Source organism: Streptomyces sp. NPDC127092 (assembly GCF_042722475.1).
Lineage (GTDB): Bacteria > Actinomycetota > Actinomycetes > Streptomycetales > Streptomycetaceae > Streptomyces.
Genome location: NZ_JBHXFE010000046.1, coordinates 25,286 through 42,262 on the forward strand (window position 1 = coordinate 25,286; position 16,977 = coordinate 42,262).

Annotated in this window: 14 protein-coding genes; 7 read left to right on the plus strand and 7 right to left on the minus strand. The window is 74.6% G+C overall.

Annotation, left to right across the window (positions count from 1 at the left end; all coding sequences use genetic code 11):
- Positions 1 to 9: 9 nt before the first annotated feature.
- Positions 10 to 1,332 carry a D-arabinono-1,4-lactone oxidase gene (locus tag ACFWJO_RS30385; RefSeq protein ID WP_386870258.1) on the minus strand — a complete coding sequence of 441 codons (1,323 nt, stop codon included), beginning with the start codon at positions 1,330 to 1,332 and terminating at the stop codon, positions 10 to 12.
- A 426-nt stretch (positions 1,333 to 1,758) separates the two neighbouring features.
- Between ACFWJO_RS30385 and ACFWJO_RS30390 the strand changes: the two genes are divergently transcribed.
- A complete protein-coding gene (locus ACFWJO_RS30390; RefSeq protein WP_386870324.1) occupies positions 1,759 to 3,078 on the plus strand; it encodes an amino acid deaminase/aldolase in 1,320 nt (439 codons plus the stop codon).
- A gap of 206 nt (positions 3,079 to 3,284) precedes the next feature.
- Positions 3,285 to 3,884 carry a TetR/AcrR family transcriptional regulator gene (locus ACFWJO_RS30395; protein WP_386870260.1) on the plus strand — a complete coding sequence of 200 codons (600 nt, stop codon included), beginning with the start codon at positions 3,285 to 3,287 and terminating at the stop codon, positions 3,882 to 3,884.
- Between the two features lie 81 nt (positions 3,885 to 3,965).
- Here ACFWJO_RS30395 and ACFWJO_RS30400 read toward each other — a convergent pair whose 3' ends face one another.
- The 4 genes from ACFWJO_RS30400 to ACFWJO_RS30415 all read right to left on the minus strand — a co-directional run bounded on the left by ACFWJO_RS30400 (position 3,966) and on the right by ACFWJO_RS30415 (position 9,693).
- Positions 3,966 to 6,587: an ABC transporter permease gene (locus tag ACFWJO_RS30400; protein WP_386870262.1), complete on the minus strand. Its 2,622-nt coding sequence runs from the start codon at positions 6,585 to 6,587 to the stop codon at positions 3,966 to 3,968.
- Between the two features lie 67 nt (positions 6,588 to 6,654).
- Positions 6,655 to 7,437 (minus strand): ABC transporter ATP-binding protein, encoded by a 783-nt coding sequence (locus ACFWJO_RS30405; protein WP_386870264.1) that lies wholly within the window; start codon positions 7,435 to 7,437, stop codon positions 6,655 to 6,657.
- 144 nt (positions 7,438 to 7,581) lie between these two features.
- Entirely contained in the window at positions 7,582 to 8,976 is a 1,395-nt protein-coding gene (locus ACFWJO_RS30410) for an ATP-binding protein (RefSeq protein ID WP_386870266.1), read from the minus strand.
- Positions 8,977 to 9,003: 27 nt separating this feature from the next.
- Positions 9,004 to 9,693, minus strand: coding sequence for a response regulator transcription factor (locus ACFWJO_RS30415; protein ID WP_386870326.1), 690 nt, complete (start codon positions 9,691 to 9,693; stop codon positions 9,004 to 9,006).
- Positions 9,694 to 10,102: 409 nt separating this feature from the next.
- On the opposite strand from ACFWJO_RS30415, the gene ACFWJO_RS30420 reads away from it, so the two are divergent.
- Together ACFWJO_RS30420 and ACFWJO_RS30425 are read left to right on the plus strand one after the other, a co-directional pair.
- Positions 10,103 to 12,418: a SpoIIE family protein phosphatase gene (locus ACFWJO_RS30420; protein ID WP_386870268.1), complete on the plus strand. Its 2,316-nt coding sequence runs from the start codon at positions 10,103 to 10,105 to the stop codon at positions 12,416 to 12,418.
- A 135-nt stretch (positions 12,419 to 12,553) separates the two neighbouring features.
- Positions 12,554 to 13,009: a tellurite resistance TerB family protein gene (locus ACFWJO_RS30425; RefSeq protein WP_384410775.1), complete on the plus strand. Its 456-nt coding sequence runs from the start codon at positions 12,554 to 12,556 to the stop codon at positions 13,007 to 13,009.
- 14 nt (positions 13,010 to 13,023) lie between these two features.
- On the opposite strand, the gene ACFWJO_RS30430 is transcribed toward ACFWJO_RS30425, so the two are convergent.
- Together ACFWJO_RS30430 and ACFWJO_RS30435 are read right to left on the minus strand one after the other, a co-directional pair.
- Positions 13,024 to 13,965: a M56 family metallopeptidase gene (locus ACFWJO_RS30430; RefSeq protein ID WP_386870270.1), complete on the minus strand. Its 942-nt coding sequence runs from the start codon at positions 13,963 to 13,965 to the stop codon at positions 13,024 to 13,026.
- Positions 13,966 to 13,970: 5 nt separating this feature from the next.
- Positions 13,971 to 14,387, minus strand: a complete 417-nt coding sequence (locus ACFWJO_RS30435; protein WP_386870328.1) for a BlaI/MecI/CopY family transcriptional regulator — start codon at positions 14,385 to 14,387, stop codon at positions 13,971 to 13,973.
- A 273-nt stretch (positions 14,388 to 14,660) separates the two neighbouring features.
- On the opposite strand from ACFWJO_RS30435, the gene ACFWJO_RS30440 reads away from it, so the two are divergent.
- From ACFWJO_RS30440 to ACFWJO_RS30450, 3 genes are read left to right on the plus strand one after another with little or no spacing between them, the layout of a single operon-like run.
- Positions 14,661 to 15,296 (plus strand): ABC transporter ATP-binding protein, encoded by a 636-nt coding sequence (locus ACFWJO_RS30440; RefSeq protein ID WP_386870272.1) that lies wholly within the window; start codon positions 14,661 to 14,663, stop codon positions 15,294 to 15,296.
- The gene (locus ACFWJO_RS30445) at positions 15,293 to 16,171 is read left to right on the plus strand and encodes a metal ABC transporter permease (protein ID WP_386870274.1); all 879 of its coding nucleotides are present in this window, start codon (positions 15,293 to 15,295) and stop codon (positions 16,169 to 16,171) included. Before ACFWJO_RS30440 ends, ACFWJO_RS30445 begins: the two co-directional genes overlap by 4 nt.
- On the plus strand, positions 16,120 to 16,929 hold the full coding sequence (locus tag ACFWJO_RS30450; protein WP_386870276.1) for a metal ABC transporter solute-binding protein, Zn/Mn family: 810 nt from the start codon (positions 16,120 to 16,122) through the stop codon (positions 16,927 to 16,929). Before ACFWJO_RS30445 ends, ACFWJO_RS30450 begins: the two co-directional genes overlap by 52 nt.
- Positions 16,930 to 16,977: the final 48 nt, after the last annotated feature.

Genomic DNA, 16,977 nt, shown 5'->3' on the forward strand with positions numbered 1-16,977 from the left:
ACCAGCGAATCACGGCCTGGCCGCTCCCGGTGCGCGTCCGAGGACACGGTCGAGGTACGGGTTGGCGAAGAGTCCGGCCGGGTCCAGCTCGTCGCGCAGGGCGACGAAGTCGTCGAAGCGCTCGTAGCGGGGACGCAGCCGTTCGGCGTCCAGGCCGTGCATCTTGCCCCAGTGCGGCCGGCCGCCGTGGGCGGCGAGGATGTCCTCGCAGGCGCGGAAGTACCGGTCGTACGGCATCCGGTGGTACTGGTGGAAGGCGATGTAGCAGCTCTCGCGGCCGTACGCGGTGGAGAGCCAGATGTCGTCGGCGGCGGTGAAGCGGACCTCCAGCGGGAAGGACACCTTCTCGTCGTGGGTGTCGATCCAGCGCTTCAGTTCGCCCAGCGCGTCGGCGGCCCGTTCCCTCGGGATGGCGAACTCGCCCTCGTGGAAGCGGACGTCGCGCGCGGACGCGAAGACACGGTGGGACAGGTCGGTCCACTCGCGCGTGGACATGGCGCGGGCCGCGAAGCGGGTGATCGGCGGTACGAGGGCGGGGAAGCGGGTGCCGAGCCGGTTGAGCCCCTCGAAGCCCAGGCCGCTGACGGTCTCGTCGACGCGGCGGCTGAGCGCGCCGATGGGCTTCAGCGGTGTGGTGCCGGGCAGGCGGCGGAACCTGCGGGTGAGGGTCAGGTCGCTGTGCGGGAACCAGAAGAACTCGAAGTGGTCGTGGGTGTCGGCGAGTTCGTGCATCCGGTCGAGCGTCTCGGCCACGGGCGTGGTGGCGTCCCTGGCGTGCAGGACGTAGCTCGGCACGCACTGGAGCGTCACGCGGGTGAGGACGCCGAGCGCGCCGAGACCGACGCGGGCGGCCGCGAACAGCTCGGGCCGCTCGGTGGCCGAGCAGGTGACCACCGACCCGTCGGCGAGGACGAGTTCGAGGGCCCGGACCTGGGTGGCGATCCCGCCGAAGCGGAGACCGCTGCCGTGGGTGCCGGTCGAGATCGCCCCGGAGACGGTCTGCCGGTCGATGTCGCCCATGTTCTCCAGCGCGAGGCCGTGCGCGGCGAGCAGGGGGTTGAGCTTCCACAGGGGCATGCCGGCACCGACCGTGACCAGGCCGCTCTCCGCGTCGACCACGTGCGGCGCGTCGAGCCGGTCCAGCCTCAGCTGGACGCCGTCGGCGACGGCGACGGGACTGAAGGAGTGCCCCGCGCCGACGGCCTTGAGGCGGAGTCCGTCGCGGGCCGCGTCCTTCACGGCGGCGGCCACCTCGTCCGTACTTCCGGGCCGGACGACCCTGGCGGGACGTGCCTGCTGGCTTCCGGACCAGTTGCGCCAGGTCTCGGTCACGGGGCGGATCCTCTCGACGGGGGCGGGGTGGGCGGCCGGGGGGTGGCCGGGGTGGGTGGCCGGGGTGGCCGGGGTGGGCTAGGGGGCCGGGCCGGCCTGGGTGGACTGGGGGGCCGGGGGCTCCGGCGGGTGGCCGCGGAGGCCGGGGCCTGGAACCCGGGGAAACGGGACGTCGTGCCGGGGAAGCGCGGAGGGGGCGGCCCGCCGGTGGGCGTCACCGCCGGGCGGTCCCCCGGGCTTCGGTTGTCCGGGCTTCGGTTGTCCGGGCTTCGGTTGTCCGGGCTTCGGTTGTCCGGATGGTCGTCTTGGTCAGCCGTCCAAGTCAAGGGTCCCGATGCCTTGACTTGGACGGGCGACCAGGAGATGGTGGCCGCGCCTCGGACGGCTCCTGCCGCCGCCCCGTCAGGAAGGCGCCACGCCATGCGAATCCCGCCCCCGTCATCCGGCTCCGGTTCCCGCTCCCGCTCCCTCTCCCGCTCCGGATCCGACTCCCGCTCCGACTCCGGTACCCGCTCCCGCTCCGGCCTCTCGCCGCGCCCGTCCGCCCACTCCCCCGCCGCCTCGGCGCCGTTCGGCGAGCTGGAGAGGGCGACGGCCGGCCTCACGCCGCCGTTCGCCGTCGTCAACCTGGACGCGCTGCGCGCCAACGCGCGGGAGATGACCGGACGCAGCAACGGCAAGCCCGTCCGCCTCGCCAGCAAGTCACTGCGCTGCCGCGCGCTGATCACCGACGTGCTGCGCCTCCCCGGCTTCGCCGGCATCCTCGCCTTCACCCTGCCCGAGGCACTGTGGCTCGCCGAACAGGCGGAGGACGTCCTCGTCGGCTACCCCACGACGGACCCCGACGCGCTGCGCCGGCTCGCCTCCGACGACACGCTCGCCGCACGCGTGACCATCATGATCGACTCGGTGGAGCACCTGGACCACGTGACGTCCGTGATCGGCCACGACGGCCCTCCGGTACGGGTCTGCCTCGACCTCGACGCCTCCCTGCGCCTGTGGGGCGGCCGTGTGCACCTGGGGATGCGGCGCTCTCCGCTCCACTCCCCCGCCCAGGCCCGCGAACTCGCCCGCGCCGTCGTCGCCCGTCGCCGTTTCCGGCTGGTCGGGCTCATGTCGTACGAGGGGCAGATCGCCGGCGTCGCGGACGACCAGCCGGGCCCGCGCGCCGCCCGGGCGGCGCTCCGGCTCGTCCAGCGGGTCTCCGCGCGCGAACTGGCGCGGCGCAGGGCCGAGGCGATCCGCGCGGTCCGCTCGGTCGCGGACCTCGAGTTCGTCAACGGCGGCGGCACCGGCAGCCTGCACACGACCTCGGCCGAGGCGGCCGTCACCGAACTCGGCGCCGGCTCCGGGCTCTACGCCCCGGCGCTCTTCGACCACTACCGCGCGTTCACGCCGTATCCCGCCGCCTTCTTCGTCCTCCCCGTCGTCCGCCGCCCGGCGCCCCGGCACGTCACGGTCCTCGGCGGCGGCTGGACCGCCTCCGGTCCGGCGGGCGCGGACCGCCTGCCCGTACCCGTGTGGCCGCCCGGCCTGCGCCTGCTGCCCCGCGAGGGCGCGGGCGAGGTGCAGACGCCGCTCACCGGGGAGGCCGCCGACGCGCTGCGGCTCGGCGACCGCGTGTGGTTCCGCCACGCCAAGGCCGGCGAACTGTGCGAGCGGGTTGACCGGCTGCACGTCGTGGCGGGCGGCCGGCTCGTCGACGAGGTCCCCACGTACCGGGGAGAGGGCCACGCCTTCCTGTGACCCTCCCTACCCATGGCGGCCCCTGCCCCGCCGGCAACGCACTCCTGCCCCTCCGGCGACTCCTGCCCCTCTGGCAACTCCTGTCCCTTCGACAACTTCTGCCCCTCCGGCGGCGCCTGTTCCCCCCGGCAACCCCTGACCCTCCGGCGACTCCTGTCCCTGCCTAGACTCCTGTTCCCCTCCACCCGCGCGCCCAGGGAGCATGCATGACCCGCCTGTCGGCCGACGAACGCCGCGACCAGCTCGTCGAGGCGGCCATCGCCGTCATGGTCCGCGACGGCGTCGCCAAGGCGACCACCCGGGCCATCGTCACCGAGGCCGGGGCCCCGCTGGGCGCCTTCCACTACTGCTTCCGCTCCAAGCAGGAGCTCCTGCACGCCGTGATCGACCGGATCATGCGGCGCACGCTCGTCCCCACGACGGCGACGGCCACGGAGGACGACGACCGCTCCCCGTACGAGGTCATCCGCGACACCCTGCACGCCTACTGGGACGGCATCCGCCGGAGCCCCGCCGAGCAGATGGTGACGTACGAGCTGACCCAGTACGCCCTGCGGCAGCCGGACCTGGCAGACGTGGCTCGCAGGCAGTACGCGCACTACCTGGCCGTGTTCGGCGAGTACCTGGAGGCCGTCGCCCGCGCCGCCCGCGTCCGCTGGACCGTCGAGGTTCCGGTGCTCGCACGCCACGGGCTCTCCCTCATGGACGGCCTCACCCTCAACTGGCTCATCGACCGCGACGACGCCCAGGCGGGGGCCGCGCTCGACGAGTACGCCCGCTACCTCGGCACGGTCGCCGTGCGGTGAGGGGCGCGGTCGGGTCCCAGGCCACCGCTTCCGGACCTCGGCCAGGCCCGCGACGCCTGGCCCTGATCCGAAGCAAACGGCCTAGGCGGCGGCTTCGAGTGGGCTCAGGGTCGCCGCTCTGCGGGCCGGGGCGGCGGCCGCGAGGGTGCCGGTCGTGAGGGACAGCAGGCAGACGAGGAGCAGCGTGCCCCAGGGGACGGCCAGGGAGTACTGCTCGACCGCGCCGTTGGCGAGCGAACCGACCGCCCAGGCGCCGAACAGCCCGCCCGTCAGGCCCAGGAGGGTGCCGAAGCCGGCGACGGTCAGCGCCTCCAGGCGGATCGTCCGGCGGACGGCGGCGCGGTCCATGCCGAGGGCCCGCAGCACGCCGATCTCACGGGTGCGTTCGGCGACCGACACGGCCAGGGTGTTCACGATGGCGAGCGCGCCGATGACGACGCCGATGACGAGCATCCCGTACATCACGCCCAGCAGGTCGGCCACGGAGCCGGCGGCCTCGCGGACGAGCTCGTCGCGGTCCTGCACCTTCAGCAGCGGGTTGTTGCCCACGGCGGTGCGCAGACGTGCCTCCAGGGCCGGCTTCGACGCCGTGCCGTCCGTGCGCAGGAGGACGCGCTGCACGGAGCCGGGCAGCAGGCTCTTCGCCGCGACCTCGGAACGGGCGCCGAGCGCGTCCCCTGCCGTGGGGTTGTCCTTGTAGACGCCCACGACGGTGACCTTCGTGAACCGGTCGCCGCGCCCCAGGCTGACGTTCAGCACGTCTCCGGTGGTCACCCCGTTCTCCCGGGCCAGGGTGCCGGAGACGGCGATCCGGCCTGGTGCGAGGCCCTCGGCGGAGCCGGAGACGAACTCGAGCCTCATCGTGTCGCCGACGGTGGCCGGGTCGACGCCGGAGATCTGCCTGACGCCGCCGGCGATGAACATGGTGGAGTCGGTGACGGCGCTCGCCGTCCGCACTCCGGGCGTCCCGGCGATCCGCCGTACGGCCGCGGGGTCGATGCCGGTCATGGTGGAGCGGCTGCTGATCACGTGGTCGGCGCCGAGGCCGGCCGCGGCCTGGCGGTCGAGGGCCTGCCCGGTGGAGTTGCCGATGACGGCGAGCCCCGCGACGAGCGCGGTACTGACCAGGAGGGTGGCGGCGGTGGCCGCGGTGCGGCGCGGGTCGCGCAGCGCGTTCTCGCGGGCCAGGCGGCCGGTGACGCCGAGGCGGCCGGTCAGCCGCCCGGCCAGCCGGATCACGGGGCCGGCGAGCAGCGGCGCCAGCACGATCAGGGCGGCGACGAACAGGCCGCAGCCGGCCATGGCGCTCCGCAGGTTCTCCTCCGAGGCGTCCCGCGCGCCGCTGAGCGAGACGAGCCATCCCGCGCCGAGGACGAGGAGGCCGAGGCCCACCGCGCCACGCAGCCCGAATCGCGGTGCAGCGGGCGGCTGTTCGGCCGTACGCATCGCCTCGACCGGCGCGACCCGCGCCGCCCGCCGGGCCGGCAGCCAGGCGGCGAGCACGGTGACGCCGACACCCACGGCGAACGCCGCGACGACCGGGAGCGGGCCGATGACGAGCGGGCCGCGGGGCAGAGTGTTCCCGCCGCTGCTCAGGACCTCGGGCAGGACGGCGGCGACGCCGAGGCCGAGCAGGAAGCCGGCCGTCGAGGCGACCAGACCGACCACCAGGGCCTCCAGGAGGACGGAGCGCGACACCTGGCGGCGCGAGGCGCCGATCGCCCGCAGCAGGGCGGTCTCACGGGTGCGCCGCGCCACGAGCATGGTGAAGGTGTTGACGATGAGGAAGGAGCCGATGAACAGCGCGACTCCGGCGAACACCATCGGCACCTTCTCGTAGCCGCGGGTCAGGGTGTCGACGAGGACCGCCTGCTGCGCCGCCTGGGCGGCTCCCGTGATGGCCTCGGCACGGTCGGCCGGGAGCACGGCCGTGACCCGGTCGGCGAGTTCGTCCGCGGTGGTGCCGGGCGCGGCTGACAGGTCGATGCCGGTGTAGTGGCCCGGCGTCGCGAACAGCCGCTGAGCGGTCGCCCTGTCGAACAGCGCGAGGGTGCCGCCGGCGGTCACCCGGGGGTCGTCCGTGGTGACGATGCCGACGAGCCGCTTGGTCATGACCGGGCCGTCCGTGGCCAGCGTGACCGTGTCGCCGACGCGGAAGCGGCCGGCGGCCGCGGTGCCGCTGTCGACCGCGATCTCCTCGCTGCTCACGGGGCCGCGGCCTTCGGCGAGCGGATAGCGGCTGTCCTTGCCGCCGTTGCCGCCGTTGCCGCGGTCGCCGCCGTTCTTGCCGCCGTTGGCGCCGTTGGCGGGCACGTCCTCGGCAGGCACGTAGGCGGCGGCCAGGTGTGTCCAGGCCCGGTCGGCCCGCAGCGGGGAACCGTCGGCCGCGTTCAGGATCGCCGAGCCGTCGGCGGACGGCCGTACGGCGGCGACGCCGGGCACCTGGGCCAGTTTCCGTACGAGCGCGTCGTCGAGCACGCTGCTCCGCTGCCGGTCCGCCGCGCCGGGCGGCGGCGCCTTCTCGGTCACGGTGACGGCGATCCCGGCGAAGCTCTTCGACGCGGCGGCGCGGTGGGCGGCGGCGGTGGAGTCCGCGAAGACGAGGGTGCCGCTGACGAACGCGACGCCGAGGCACACGGCGAGGACGGTCATGGCCAGTCGGGCCTTGGCGGCCAGGATGTTGCGCAGGGCTGTTCTCAGCATGGGGAGCTTTCGCCTGGGAGGAGGAGAGGTACGCGGAGGGGAAGAAAGAGAGGATCGGGCGTGGGTGTCAGGCGGTGCGGGCGCCGAGGTTCTTCATCAGGTCCAGGACCCGGTCCGGGCTGGGCCGCGTCATCTCCTCGACCAGGCGGCCGTCGGAGAGGAACACCACGCGGTCGGCGTAGCCGGCGGCGACCGGGTCATGGGTGACCATGACCACGGTCTGGCCCAGCTCGCGCACCGAGTCGCGCAGGAAGCCGAGGACCTCGGCCCCGGCGCGCGAGTCGAGGTTGCCGGTGGGCTCGTCCGCGAAGACGATCGCGGGCCGGGAGGCCAGGGCGCGGGCGACCGCGACGCGCTGCTGCTGACCGCCGGACAGCTGGGCGGGCCGGTGTCCCAGGCGCCCGGCGAGTCCGACCATGGAGATCACGCGCTCCAGCCACTCCTGGTCGGGGCGGCGTCCCGCGATGTCCATCGGCAGCGTGACGTTCTCGAGCGCGGTCAGCGTCGGGAGGAGGTTGAACGCCTGGAAGACGAACCCGATGCGGTCCCGGCGCAGTTGGGTGAGCTGCCGGTCGTTCAGGCGGCTCAGCTCGGTGGTGCCGACCCGTACGGAACCGGAGGTGGGCGCGTCGAGTCCGGCCGCGCAGTGCATGAGGGTGGACTTGCCGCACCCGGACGGTCCCATGATCGCGGTGAACTCGCCCTCCCGGAAGGCGATGTCGACCCGGTCCAGGGCGACGACCCGGGTGTCGCCGCTGCCGTAGACCTTCGTGAGGTCGGTGGTGGCGGCCGCGACGCCGGGCGTCGGGTACGGCAGCAGGGGGTCGGTGGTCACGGGCACGGACGTCATGCGGACTCCACTTCTCGTACGGAAAGGCGCACGTCGAAGGGTGTCCGGGAAACGTGTCGGGACCTGGGCGGCCGTGTATCGGCGCGCGCTCCGCCGCGCGGCAGGTCTGTAGCGGCGCCGCCTCGTGCCGTGGCCCGGCGCCGGTCAGGCCGGCAGGCGCAGGGTGGCGACGGCGCCGCCGTCCGGGGCGTTGGCGAGGCGCAGCTCGGCGCCGAGGACGCGGGCCTGTCCCAGGGCGATGGTCAGGCCGAGGCCGTGGCCGGAGCCGCGTTCCCGCGCGCCGGTGTGGAAGCGGCGCGGACCGTGGCGCAGCACCTCCGCTGGGAACCCGGGTCCGTGGTCGCGGACGACGACCGTCCGTCCGTGGACGGTGACCTGGACGGGGGCGGCGCCGTGCCGGTGGGCGTTGACGACGAGGTTGCCGACGATCCGCTCCAGGCGGCGGGGATCGGTCTCCACGATCTCCATGGTCTCCATGGTCTCCATGGTCTCCACGACCTGCCCCGTCGCGCCCGTGTCGGCCGTCTCGGTCATCTCGGCCATCCCGCCCGTGTCGACCGTCTCGACCGTGTCAGCGGTGATGGCGTCGCCGGTGTCGGTGTCGCGAGCGGTGGCGGTGGCGGTGGCTGCGGTGGACGCCTCGGCGGTCTCGATGAACTCCGTCTCAAGGCCGGTACGAGCCACGGCGTCGGCGACGACGGCGGCGAGCGGCACCCGGGCGCGGACCGGCTGTTCGGCGCCGGCGTCCAGCCGGGAGATCTCCAGGAGGTCCTCGACCAGGCCGCGCAGATCGCGTACCCGGGCCCGGAGCAGGTCCTCGGTCTCGCCGGGCGGCAGCAGGTCGGTGGCCGCGAGCAGTCCGCCGACGGGCGTGCGCAGCTCGTGGGCCACGTCCGCGGTGAACCGGCGCTCGGCGCGGAGCCGCTCGGAGAGGGCGTCGGCCATGCGGTCGACGGTGGCGGCGATGTCGGCGACCTCGTCGCGGCCCTTCGTGGGCCCCGTGCGGGCGTCGAGGTCCCCCTCGGAGATCCGGGCCGCCGTCTCGGCGACCCGGCGCAGTCTGCGGGCCACGAGGCCCGATCCGTAGACGGCCAGGGGTGCGGCTGCCGCGAGCGCGGCCAGCGAGGCCACCACCATGGCCATGTCGAGCCGCGCCAGGTTGGCGTGGTCCGTGTTCAGGTTGATCCGGACGGCGAGGACAGGACTGCCTGGGCCGCCCGTCCGCTGGGCGGCCCAGGCGGTCGGGCCGACGTTTCCGTCGACGTGCCCGTCGTACGCGGTGTGGCGTCTGTCGTCGGCCGGGGCACGCAGCGTGGCGGGCAGGTCGGCGGGGTCGAGTTCGGCGCCGTCCGTGAGCGTGCCCGTGCGCCGGTAGACGTCCATGGCCTCGTACAGCGAGTTGAAGGCCCGCGCGTCACCGCGACTGCGGATGTCCTGCGCGGTCCACAGGTGTACGAGCAGGCCGACCGCCGCCACGACCAGGCAGGCCGTGGCGGCGACCAGCGCGACGATCTTGCGGCGCAGCGAGGTACGGGACACGCTGGACGGGCGAGGTGGGCGCACGCCTCACCGCCGGAACTTGTATCCGAAGCCCCGGACCGTCTCGATCCGGTCCCGGCCCAGCTTCCGGCGCAGCCGCTGCACGCACAGGTCGACGACGCGGCTGTCGCCGTCCCACCCGTACTCCCAGACGTCCCGCAGCAGGGTGTGCCGCTCGAGAACGACACCGGGGTGGGCGGCGAACGCGAGGAGGAGCTTCAGCTCGGTCGGGGTCAGGGCGACCAGGCGGTCCGCGACGAACACCTCCATGCCGGCGGTGTCGATCCTGAGGTCCCCGAACTCCAGCACGTCGCCTTCGCCCGGCCCGCCGCCGCCCTCGGCCGGGCCGGCTCCGGCGCCCGTGACCTGCCCAGGTGCCGGGGCGGGCGCGTACGTCGCCCGCCGCAGCAGCGAACGCATGCGGGCCACCAGTACGTACGTCTCGACGGGCTTGACCACGTAGTCGTCCGCCCCGGCCTCGAGCCCGGCGACGACGTCGAGCCCGTCGCCGCGGGCGGACATCATCAGCACCGGCACCAGGCTGGTCTCCCGGACCCTGCGGCACAGCCCGATCCCGTCGAGGCCCGGCAGCATCACGTCCAGGACCAGCAGATCGAAGGCGTTCTCGCGGAAGAGTTCGAGGCCCGTGAGTCCGTCGGCCGCGGCCCGCACCTCGTACCCGTAGCGCTCCAGGGCCACCGCGAAGGAGCGGCGCATCAGCTCGTCGTCCTCGACGAGCAGGACGCGGACGGGCTGCGCGGCGGACGCGGCCTGGGCGGGCGAGGACACGGGGAGGCTCCGGTTTCTCGGTCGACAGACGGAACGGCGTAGCGAAGGGGAGGTGGACGGACCGGCAGGACGAAGGGGGGTGGACGGAACGGCGTAACGAAGGGGAGGTGGACGGAATGGGCGGAACAGGCGGAACCGGCGGAAGAGACGGATCGGACGGAACGATACGGCAGGCAGCGGACAGGTCCGCCCCTCCGACCCCCGGACCCTACGGATCGACACGCAGCCGAGCACCCGCCGATACGTCCCGGATACAGAACCGCTCGTCGTGCCGATCCGGCCGCCACCCCGCAGGATGGTCGGGGGAGCCGATCGGGTCCGAGACGAGGAGGTCCCGGTGCCGGAGCCGAAGGACGAGGAGAGCCGCGAGGAGGCTCCGCCGCTGGGGGAGGCGATCCTGGACGCCGTTTTCACCCAGTCGGACGTGGGGCTGCACGTCCTCGACACCGATCTGCGGGTGGTGCGGGTCAACCCGGTGGCCGTCGGCATGCGCGGCGTGCCCGAGGAGAGCGTCGTGGGGCGGACGGCGGCCGAGGCGTACGCGGCGCTGGGTGTGACCGTCGACGAGGAGGCGCTGCGTGACGTGCTGGCGACCGGCCGGCCGCTGAAGGACACGCTGCTGCGCAGCACGCCGCTCTCCGACCCGGGTCACGAGCACGTCTTCTCCGTGTCGGTCTACCGCCTCGAGGACGACGCGGGCCGGGCCGCCGGTCTCGTCGCCACGACGGTGGACGTGACCGACCGGGAGCGCGCGAACGCCCGGCTGCGGCTGCTGTACGACGCGCGGGAACGGATCGGCGGCACGCTGGACGTGGAGCGGACCGCCCGCGAGCTGGTCGAGGTCGCGCTCGACGGCGGTTTCGCGGACGCGGTCGTCGTGGCGCTCACGGACGCCGTCCTGCAGGGCAGGGCGCCGGAACTCGCGGGCGGGAACGGCCTGTTGATGCGCTGCGCGGCCGTCGGCGCCACGGATCCGGGAACGCCGGTGCCGACGGCGGGCTGCGTGCTCCTGCCCGGCCTGTTCGGCTCACCGCTGCCGGACGGGCCCGTGCTGATTCCCGCGGCGGACGGGGTACGGCTGGTGGCGCCGCTGACGGTACGGGGCCTGGTCCTGGGCGCGGTGTCCTTCGAGCGGCGGCCGGGCTCGGAGCCGTATCTGGCGGCCGATCTCGACCTGGCGGAGAGCATCACGACGCGTGCCGCGGCGAGCCTGGAGAACGCGCTGCGGTTCACCCGCGAGCACATCGTCATGACGGCCCTGCAGAGCTGGCCGCTGCGGCAGGAGCGGGAGACGCAGCGGGCCGCCGAGATCGCCCAGCGGCGCAGGGCCGGGGGCAGCGGGGCCGGCTCGTGGTTCGACGCGCTGCCGTTGCCCGGGGCGCGGGTGGCGCTGGTGGTGGGTCAAGTGGAGCAACCGGGACTGAGCGCCGTGGCCACGATGAGCCGGCTGCGGACCGCCGTGCACAGCCTCACGACGCTCGACCTCGACCCGCACGAGCTGCTCGCCCGCCTGCACGCGACCGTCCGGCGGCTCGCCCGCGAACAGACGGGCACGGAGGCCCGGACGGCGGGCGGGGCGCCGCAGGGAACGGGCCGGGGCACGGGCACCGGCACGAGCACGAGCACCGGCACCGGCACCGGCACCGGCACAGGGACCGGCACCGGAACCGGCACGAGCACCAGCACCAGCACCAGCACCAGCACCAGCACCGGCACGGCGGTGGACGCCGCGGGCGGCCCGGAAGCCACGGAAGGCCCGGGCTGCGGCGAGGACCCCAGCAGCCCCAACACCCACAGCAGCCCCAACACCCCCAACGGCCTCGGCCGTCCCGCCGCCCCGCCACACGGCACACGCGGCCCGCACGGCCCGCACGGCGTGGGCGACGGCGGCGCAGGTGCGGACGAGCCGACGGCGCACTGCACGTTCGCCGTCCACGACCCGGTCACCGGGCGGCTGGACATCGCGCGGGCGGGTTCCTCGCTCCTCGCGATCGTGCGTCCCGACGGTTCGGTGGACACCTCGCCGCTTCCCGAGGGCCCGCTGCTCGGCGAGGAAGGGCCGCCGTTCGCCAGCACGAGTCTCGTCCTGCCGGAGGGGAGCACGATCTGCATGGCGTCGCCGGCCACGTCCCGGGACGAGGGCCCGACCGCCGCCGAACTGGTCGCCGCGCTCGCCGAGGCCCGCCGCGGCCCGGAGGCGATGGCGAACGACGTGGCACCGCACCTCTCCCCCGACCGCGTGCTGCTCGTCGCCCGCACCCGCCGCCTGCCCTCCCACGACCTCGCGGAATGGGACGTGCCCGCCGAGCTCCAGGCGGTCGGCCCGGCCAGGAGGCACGCGGAGAAGCGCGTACGGGAGTGGTGGCCGGAGGCCGACGTGTTCCCGGTCGAGCTCGTCGTCAGCGAGCTGGTGACCAACGCCGTCCGGTACGGCGCCGCGCCGATCACCCTGCGGCTGATCCGCGGCGAGACGACGGTCGTCTGCGAGGTCGACGACGCCGCCCTCGTCGCGCCCCACCTGCGCCACGCCAAGGCCTCGGACGAGGGCGGCCGCGGCCTGCACATCTCCGCGACCCTCGCCGAGGGCTGGGGCGTGCGGTACCGCGAGGACGGCAAGACGGTGTGGGCCGAACTGTCCGTCAGCTCGCCGTGAGGCGGCCACCAGCGCTGACCCGGAAGCGGGGAAACCGGCGACCCGCGAGTCCGGCAGACCCGGGAACTCCTCGCCGATCAGCTACGTTCTACAAGCACGTAGAAGTTGATCGACCGACGTCGGGAGTACCGCACCATGGCCCTGTGGGACCGCATCAAGGAGTCCGCATCGACGATGCAGACCCAGCTGATCGCCCGGAAGAACGACCTCAAGAGCGGCGCGTTCCGAGACGCGAGCATGGCGATGTGCGCGCTCGTCGCCGCCGCCGACGGGACCGTCGACCCCTCCGAGCGCCGTCGCGTCGCCCAGCTCATCGCCTCCAACGAAGTGCTGCAGAACTTCGACGCGAGCGATCTGCAGCGCCGTTTCGACGACAACCTCGACAAGCTGGCCGCCGACTTCGACTTCGGCAAGGTCAGTGTCCTCCAGGAGGTGGCCAAGGCGAAGAAGAAGCCGGCCGAGGCCCGTGCCGTCGTGCAGATCGGCATCGTCATCGGCGGCGCGGACGGCGACTTCGACAAGACCGAACAGGCCGTCGTCCGCGAGGCCTGCTTCACGCTCGGTCTCCCGCCGCACGAGTTCGACCTGTAGCCGCGCCGCGGTCGCTACATCGGCGTGGCCGCCCGCAGGACCGCGAAGAGCGTGACGGCGGAGTTCGCGGAGGACAGCGCCGAGAGGGTCGCCCCCGCCGCGGCGCCCCACACGGCGAGCCCCGCCGTCGTGAACGCCGACGGCCACGCGCGCGCCGCCGGGGCCGGTCGCAGCAGGGCCGCCACCCGGCGGGGCACCGGGCCGGCCTGGGCGAGGGCGGGCAGGGTGGCGGTGAGCGGGCCACGGGACATCAGGGCCGCGGTGCCGATGGCGCGCGCCACCGTGCGGCGGCTGCCCACCTCGGCCGCCGCCTCCTCGTCCGCCCACCGCTCGGCCGTGTACGTCACGGCGGTGCGCAGCGGCCGCAGGAACGGGTTCGCGCGGGCCGCCAGGTGCACCACGAGGAGATGGCGGTGGTGACGTCCCTTCAGGTGGGCACGCTCGTGCGCGAACAGGGCCCGGCGTTCGGCCGGGCCGAGCCTGATCAGCATCCCGGTGCTGGCCACCACGCGGTCCGGGGTCCGGCCCCGGCGGCCGGGCAGGGCGTACGCGTACGGATCGGGGTCGGGCAGCACCGCGACGGACCGCGCCGGAAGTCCCGCGAGGGCGCCCTCCGCCCCGCGGCGCACCCGGACGTGCCGCCGGGCCGCCGACGCGCAGGAGACGAGGACCGCGAGCAGCGCGGGAATGGCCGCCGGGCCCGCGAGCTCGTCGTACGGGACGGCCGCCCGTACCTCCGGGTCCGACCAGCCGTCGGGCAGCGGGTTTCCCGGCAGTTGCGCGGTGCCGACGATCATGAGGAGTCCGAGGCAGAGGGTGCTGCACACGGCGAGGACACCGGCGACGGCGGTGAGCAGCCGGGTCGCGGTGCGCGGGTGCAGGCGCTGCTCGGCGAGCCGGGCCACCGGCCAGGCGGCGAGCGGAAGGACCAGCGGAAGGAAGACGAAGACTCCCATGGCGGTCAGTCTTCCGCCTCGCCCGGAGCCTCCTGCGAGGTGTCGCCGAGGAGTTCACGCAGCAGCCGCTCGTCGTTCGGCGACAACGCGGTGACGAAACTCGCGAGGACCGCCTCGCGGTCGGCCTCGGCGTCGAGGACCTTGCGCATCCGCAGCGCCGCGAGCCCGGCCTCGTCCGCGACGGCGGTCCAGACGAAGGACCGCCCGGCCCGCTCGCGGGCCACGGCGCCCTTCCCGTGCAGCCGGGTGAGGATCGTGATGACGGTGGTGTAGGCGAGGTCGCCGGCGAGACGCTCCTGCACCCAGGCGACGGGCACGGGCCCGGGCGCGCTGCGCAGCATGGCGAGCACCTGGGCCTCCAGTTCGCCCTGCCCGCGCCTGCGCGGTGCGGGCCGCCCTGTCCCGCCCTCGTTCCGCTCCACCACGCCGTCGTCCTCCGTGCCGTCTCCGCCCGTGCCGCGCCGGGGCGGCTGCTCATCGTACGCATCCGCGTCGGCGCCACGGGAACTCCGGCCGCCTTCCGTCCGACTCCCTCACCGCATCGGCACGGCGAACGCCGTACGACGGCCCGGCACCGGCGAACGCGGCACGGCGAAAGCCGTACGACGAGCCGGCGCGGGCGGACGCGGTACGGCGAACGCGGTACGGCGACCCGGCACGGCAACGCGAGCGAGGGGCGAGGGCAGAGACGGCGGATGGGCGGACTGGACATACGGATGCGCGGAGTCGCCTGCCGGCACGGCCGCAACGAGGCCGTCACCGGCGTCGACCTGGAGATCGCCGCCGGTGAACGGGTCGCGCTGACCGGGACCAACGGTTCCGGGAAGACGACACTGCTGCGCGCGGTGCTCGGGCTGCACGCACGGACGAGCGGCACGATCGAGGTCGGCGGGCGCGGGGCGCGCTCCGCCGCCGAGTGGGCATGGCGGCGCCGGGCGTGCGCCTGGATCCCGCAGAAGCCGGCCACCGGCCGCTTCCCCCTGCGCGGTGACGAACTCCTCGGCAGCAGCGGGGCCGGCGAGGAGGCGGCCGGGGCCGCCGAGCGGCTCGGGGTCGGCGCGCTGACGGCGAGACCCGTGGACACCTTGTCCGGCGGGCAGTTGCAGCGCATGTACCTGGCGCGGGCCATCGGCTGCGTGGCGGCGGGCGCGCAGGTGCTGCTCGCCGACGAGCCGACCGCCGCGCTCGACTTCGAGGGCCAGGAGGAGGCGGCGGACGTGCTGACCGCGCTGCCGGTCACGCTCGTCGTCGTGACCCACGACCGGGCGCTCGCCGCGCGCTGCGACCGGGTCCTGGAGATGGCCGCCGGCCGGCTGCGGGAGGTGCGGTGAACACACTCGCCACGGCCGATCTCGGCGCCCTGCTCCAGCTCGTGCCCGTCCGGCGGGCGGGCGCGGCCCTGCTCCTCGCGGCCGTCGGGCTGCCGGTGATCGGCGTCGTCATCGTCGGCCTGGACATCATGCCGGTGCGGTTCGCGATGATGCACGTGGCGCTGCTCGGCATCGCGGTCGGCCTGCTGACCGGGCTCGACCCGATGCTGTGCGCGCTGGTGGCCTGCGCCCTGTCGGGGGCCGCGGTCGCGCCGCTGGCCCGTACGCCGGACGGACTGTCCGGCGCGATGGGTCTGCTGATGAGCCTGGCCGTCGCCGCCGCGCTGCTCGTCCTCGCCGTCTCCGGCGTCAACGCCTCGGGTGCCTTCGCTCTGCTGTGGGGCTCCATCCTGTCCGTCGGCACCGCGGACCTCGTGGTCCTGGGCGTCCTCGCCGTCGTCGTGCCGTCGCTGTTCTGGTGGCGGCGCCGCGAGGTGGCTCTGCTGCTGTACGACCGTGAGCTGGCGCAGTGTTCGGGCGTTCCGGTCCGGTTCCTGACCGCCGCGCTCCTCGTACTGGTGGCGGTGGCCGTGGCCGGGGCGATCAAGCTGACCGGCGCGCTCCTGGTCGACGCCCTGACCCTGCTGCCCGCCCTCGCCGCCCGCCGGCTCGGCCGGTCGCTGCGGTCGATCACCCTGTGGGCGGTCGGCATCGGCGTCGCCGTCAACCTGACGGGTTTCCTGCTGGCCCTGTGGCTGGACTGGCCTCCCGGGCCCGTCCTCGTCCTGACGGCGGGGGCCGTGGTCCTCGCCGCGCACCTCGTCCCCGAACGGAGAGACCGCTCATGGCGCGCACCCGCGTCCGTTTCGTTTCCCTCGTCGCCCTCGCCGCACTGAGCGCCGCGGTCCCGCTGCTCGCCGGGTGCGGGAGCGAGGACGCGCCGGACCCGGGGAGGCCCGCGGCCGGCGGGCGGGGGCCGGTGGTGGTCGCGACCACCACCTGGGAGGGCGCCTTCGCCAAGGCCGCCGGGGCCGAGGACGTCACGGTGATCGTGCCGCGCTCGGTGCACCACGCGCCGGACTACGACCCGAAGCCCTCGGACCTCGCCGCGGTCGCCGAGGCCGACTTCGTGCTGTACGCGCCCTTCGAGCCGTACGCCGGGAAGATCAAGGAGGCGGCCGGCTCGAAGGCGAGACTGGTCGAGGTGAACCTCGACAACGACCCGGCCAGGGCCGGCGCCGAAGTCGCCCGCCTGGGCGCCCTGTTCGGTACGAAGGACGCCGCCGGCCGGTGGAAGACCCGGCTCGACGGCGAGGTCGCCAGGCTGAACGGAGAGCTGAGGTCCGCCTGGCCCGGCGGCCGGAGCCCGGCCGTCGTCACTCAGGTCTTCACCGCGTGGGCGGCGGACCTCGCGGGCGCCACGACCGTGGGCACGTACGGCCCGGAGCCGGTCACCCCGTCCCAGCTCGCCTCCCTGTCGGCGAAGAAGCCCGCGTACGTCCTCGACAACGCGCACATGTCGACGGGCACGGTGCTGCCCGACGCCGGCGCGCGCCAGATCGAAATCGCGAACTATCCGGGCGAGGACCTGGACCTGCTGGCGGTGTACCGCGCAGCGGCGACCGAGCTGAGGAAGGCCATGTCCGGAGCCTGACGCGGGAGGAGGAAGGGAGGGCCGCAGTCGCCGAGGCGAACGCGGTCC

What these genes read in the sequence shown, in the direction of transcription:
- ACFWJO_RS30400 (WP_386870262.1), bottom strand. Translation starts at nt 6,587, where the DNA reads ATGCTGAGAACAGCCCTGCGCAACATCCTGGCCGCCAAGGCCCGACTG.
- ACFWJO_RS30440 (WP_386870272.1), top strand. Translation starts at nt 14,661, where the DNA reads ATGGGCGGACTGGACATACGGATGCGCGGAGTCGCCTGCCGGCACGGC.
- ACFWJO_RS30450 (WP_386870276.1), top strand. Translation starts at nt 16,120, where the DNA reads ATGGCGCGCACCCGCGTCCGTTTCGTTTCCCTCGTCGCCCTCGCCGCA.
- ACFWJO_RS30395 (WP_386870260.1), top strand. Translation starts at nt 3,285, where the DNA reads ATGACCCGCCTGTCGGCCGACGAACGCCGCGACCAGCTCGTCGAGGCG.
- ACFWJO_RS30430 (WP_386870270.1), bottom strand. Translation starts at nt 13,965, where the DNA reads ATGGGAGTCTTCGTCTTCCTTCCGCTGGTCCTTCCGCTCGCCGCCTGG.
- ACFWJO_RS30405 (WP_386870264.1), bottom strand. Translation starts at nt 7,437, where the DNA reads ATGACGTCCGTGCCCGTGACCACCGACCCCCTGCTGCCGTACCCGACG.
- ACFWJO_RS30425 (WP_384410775.1), top strand. Translation starts at nt 12,554, where the DNA reads ATGGCCCTGTGGGACCGCATCAAGGAGTCCGCATCGACGATGCAGACC.
- ACFWJO_RS30415 (WP_386870326.1), bottom strand. Translation starts at nt 9,693, where the DNA reads ATGCGCCGCTCCTTCGCGGTGGCCCTGGAGCGCTACGGGTACGAGGTG.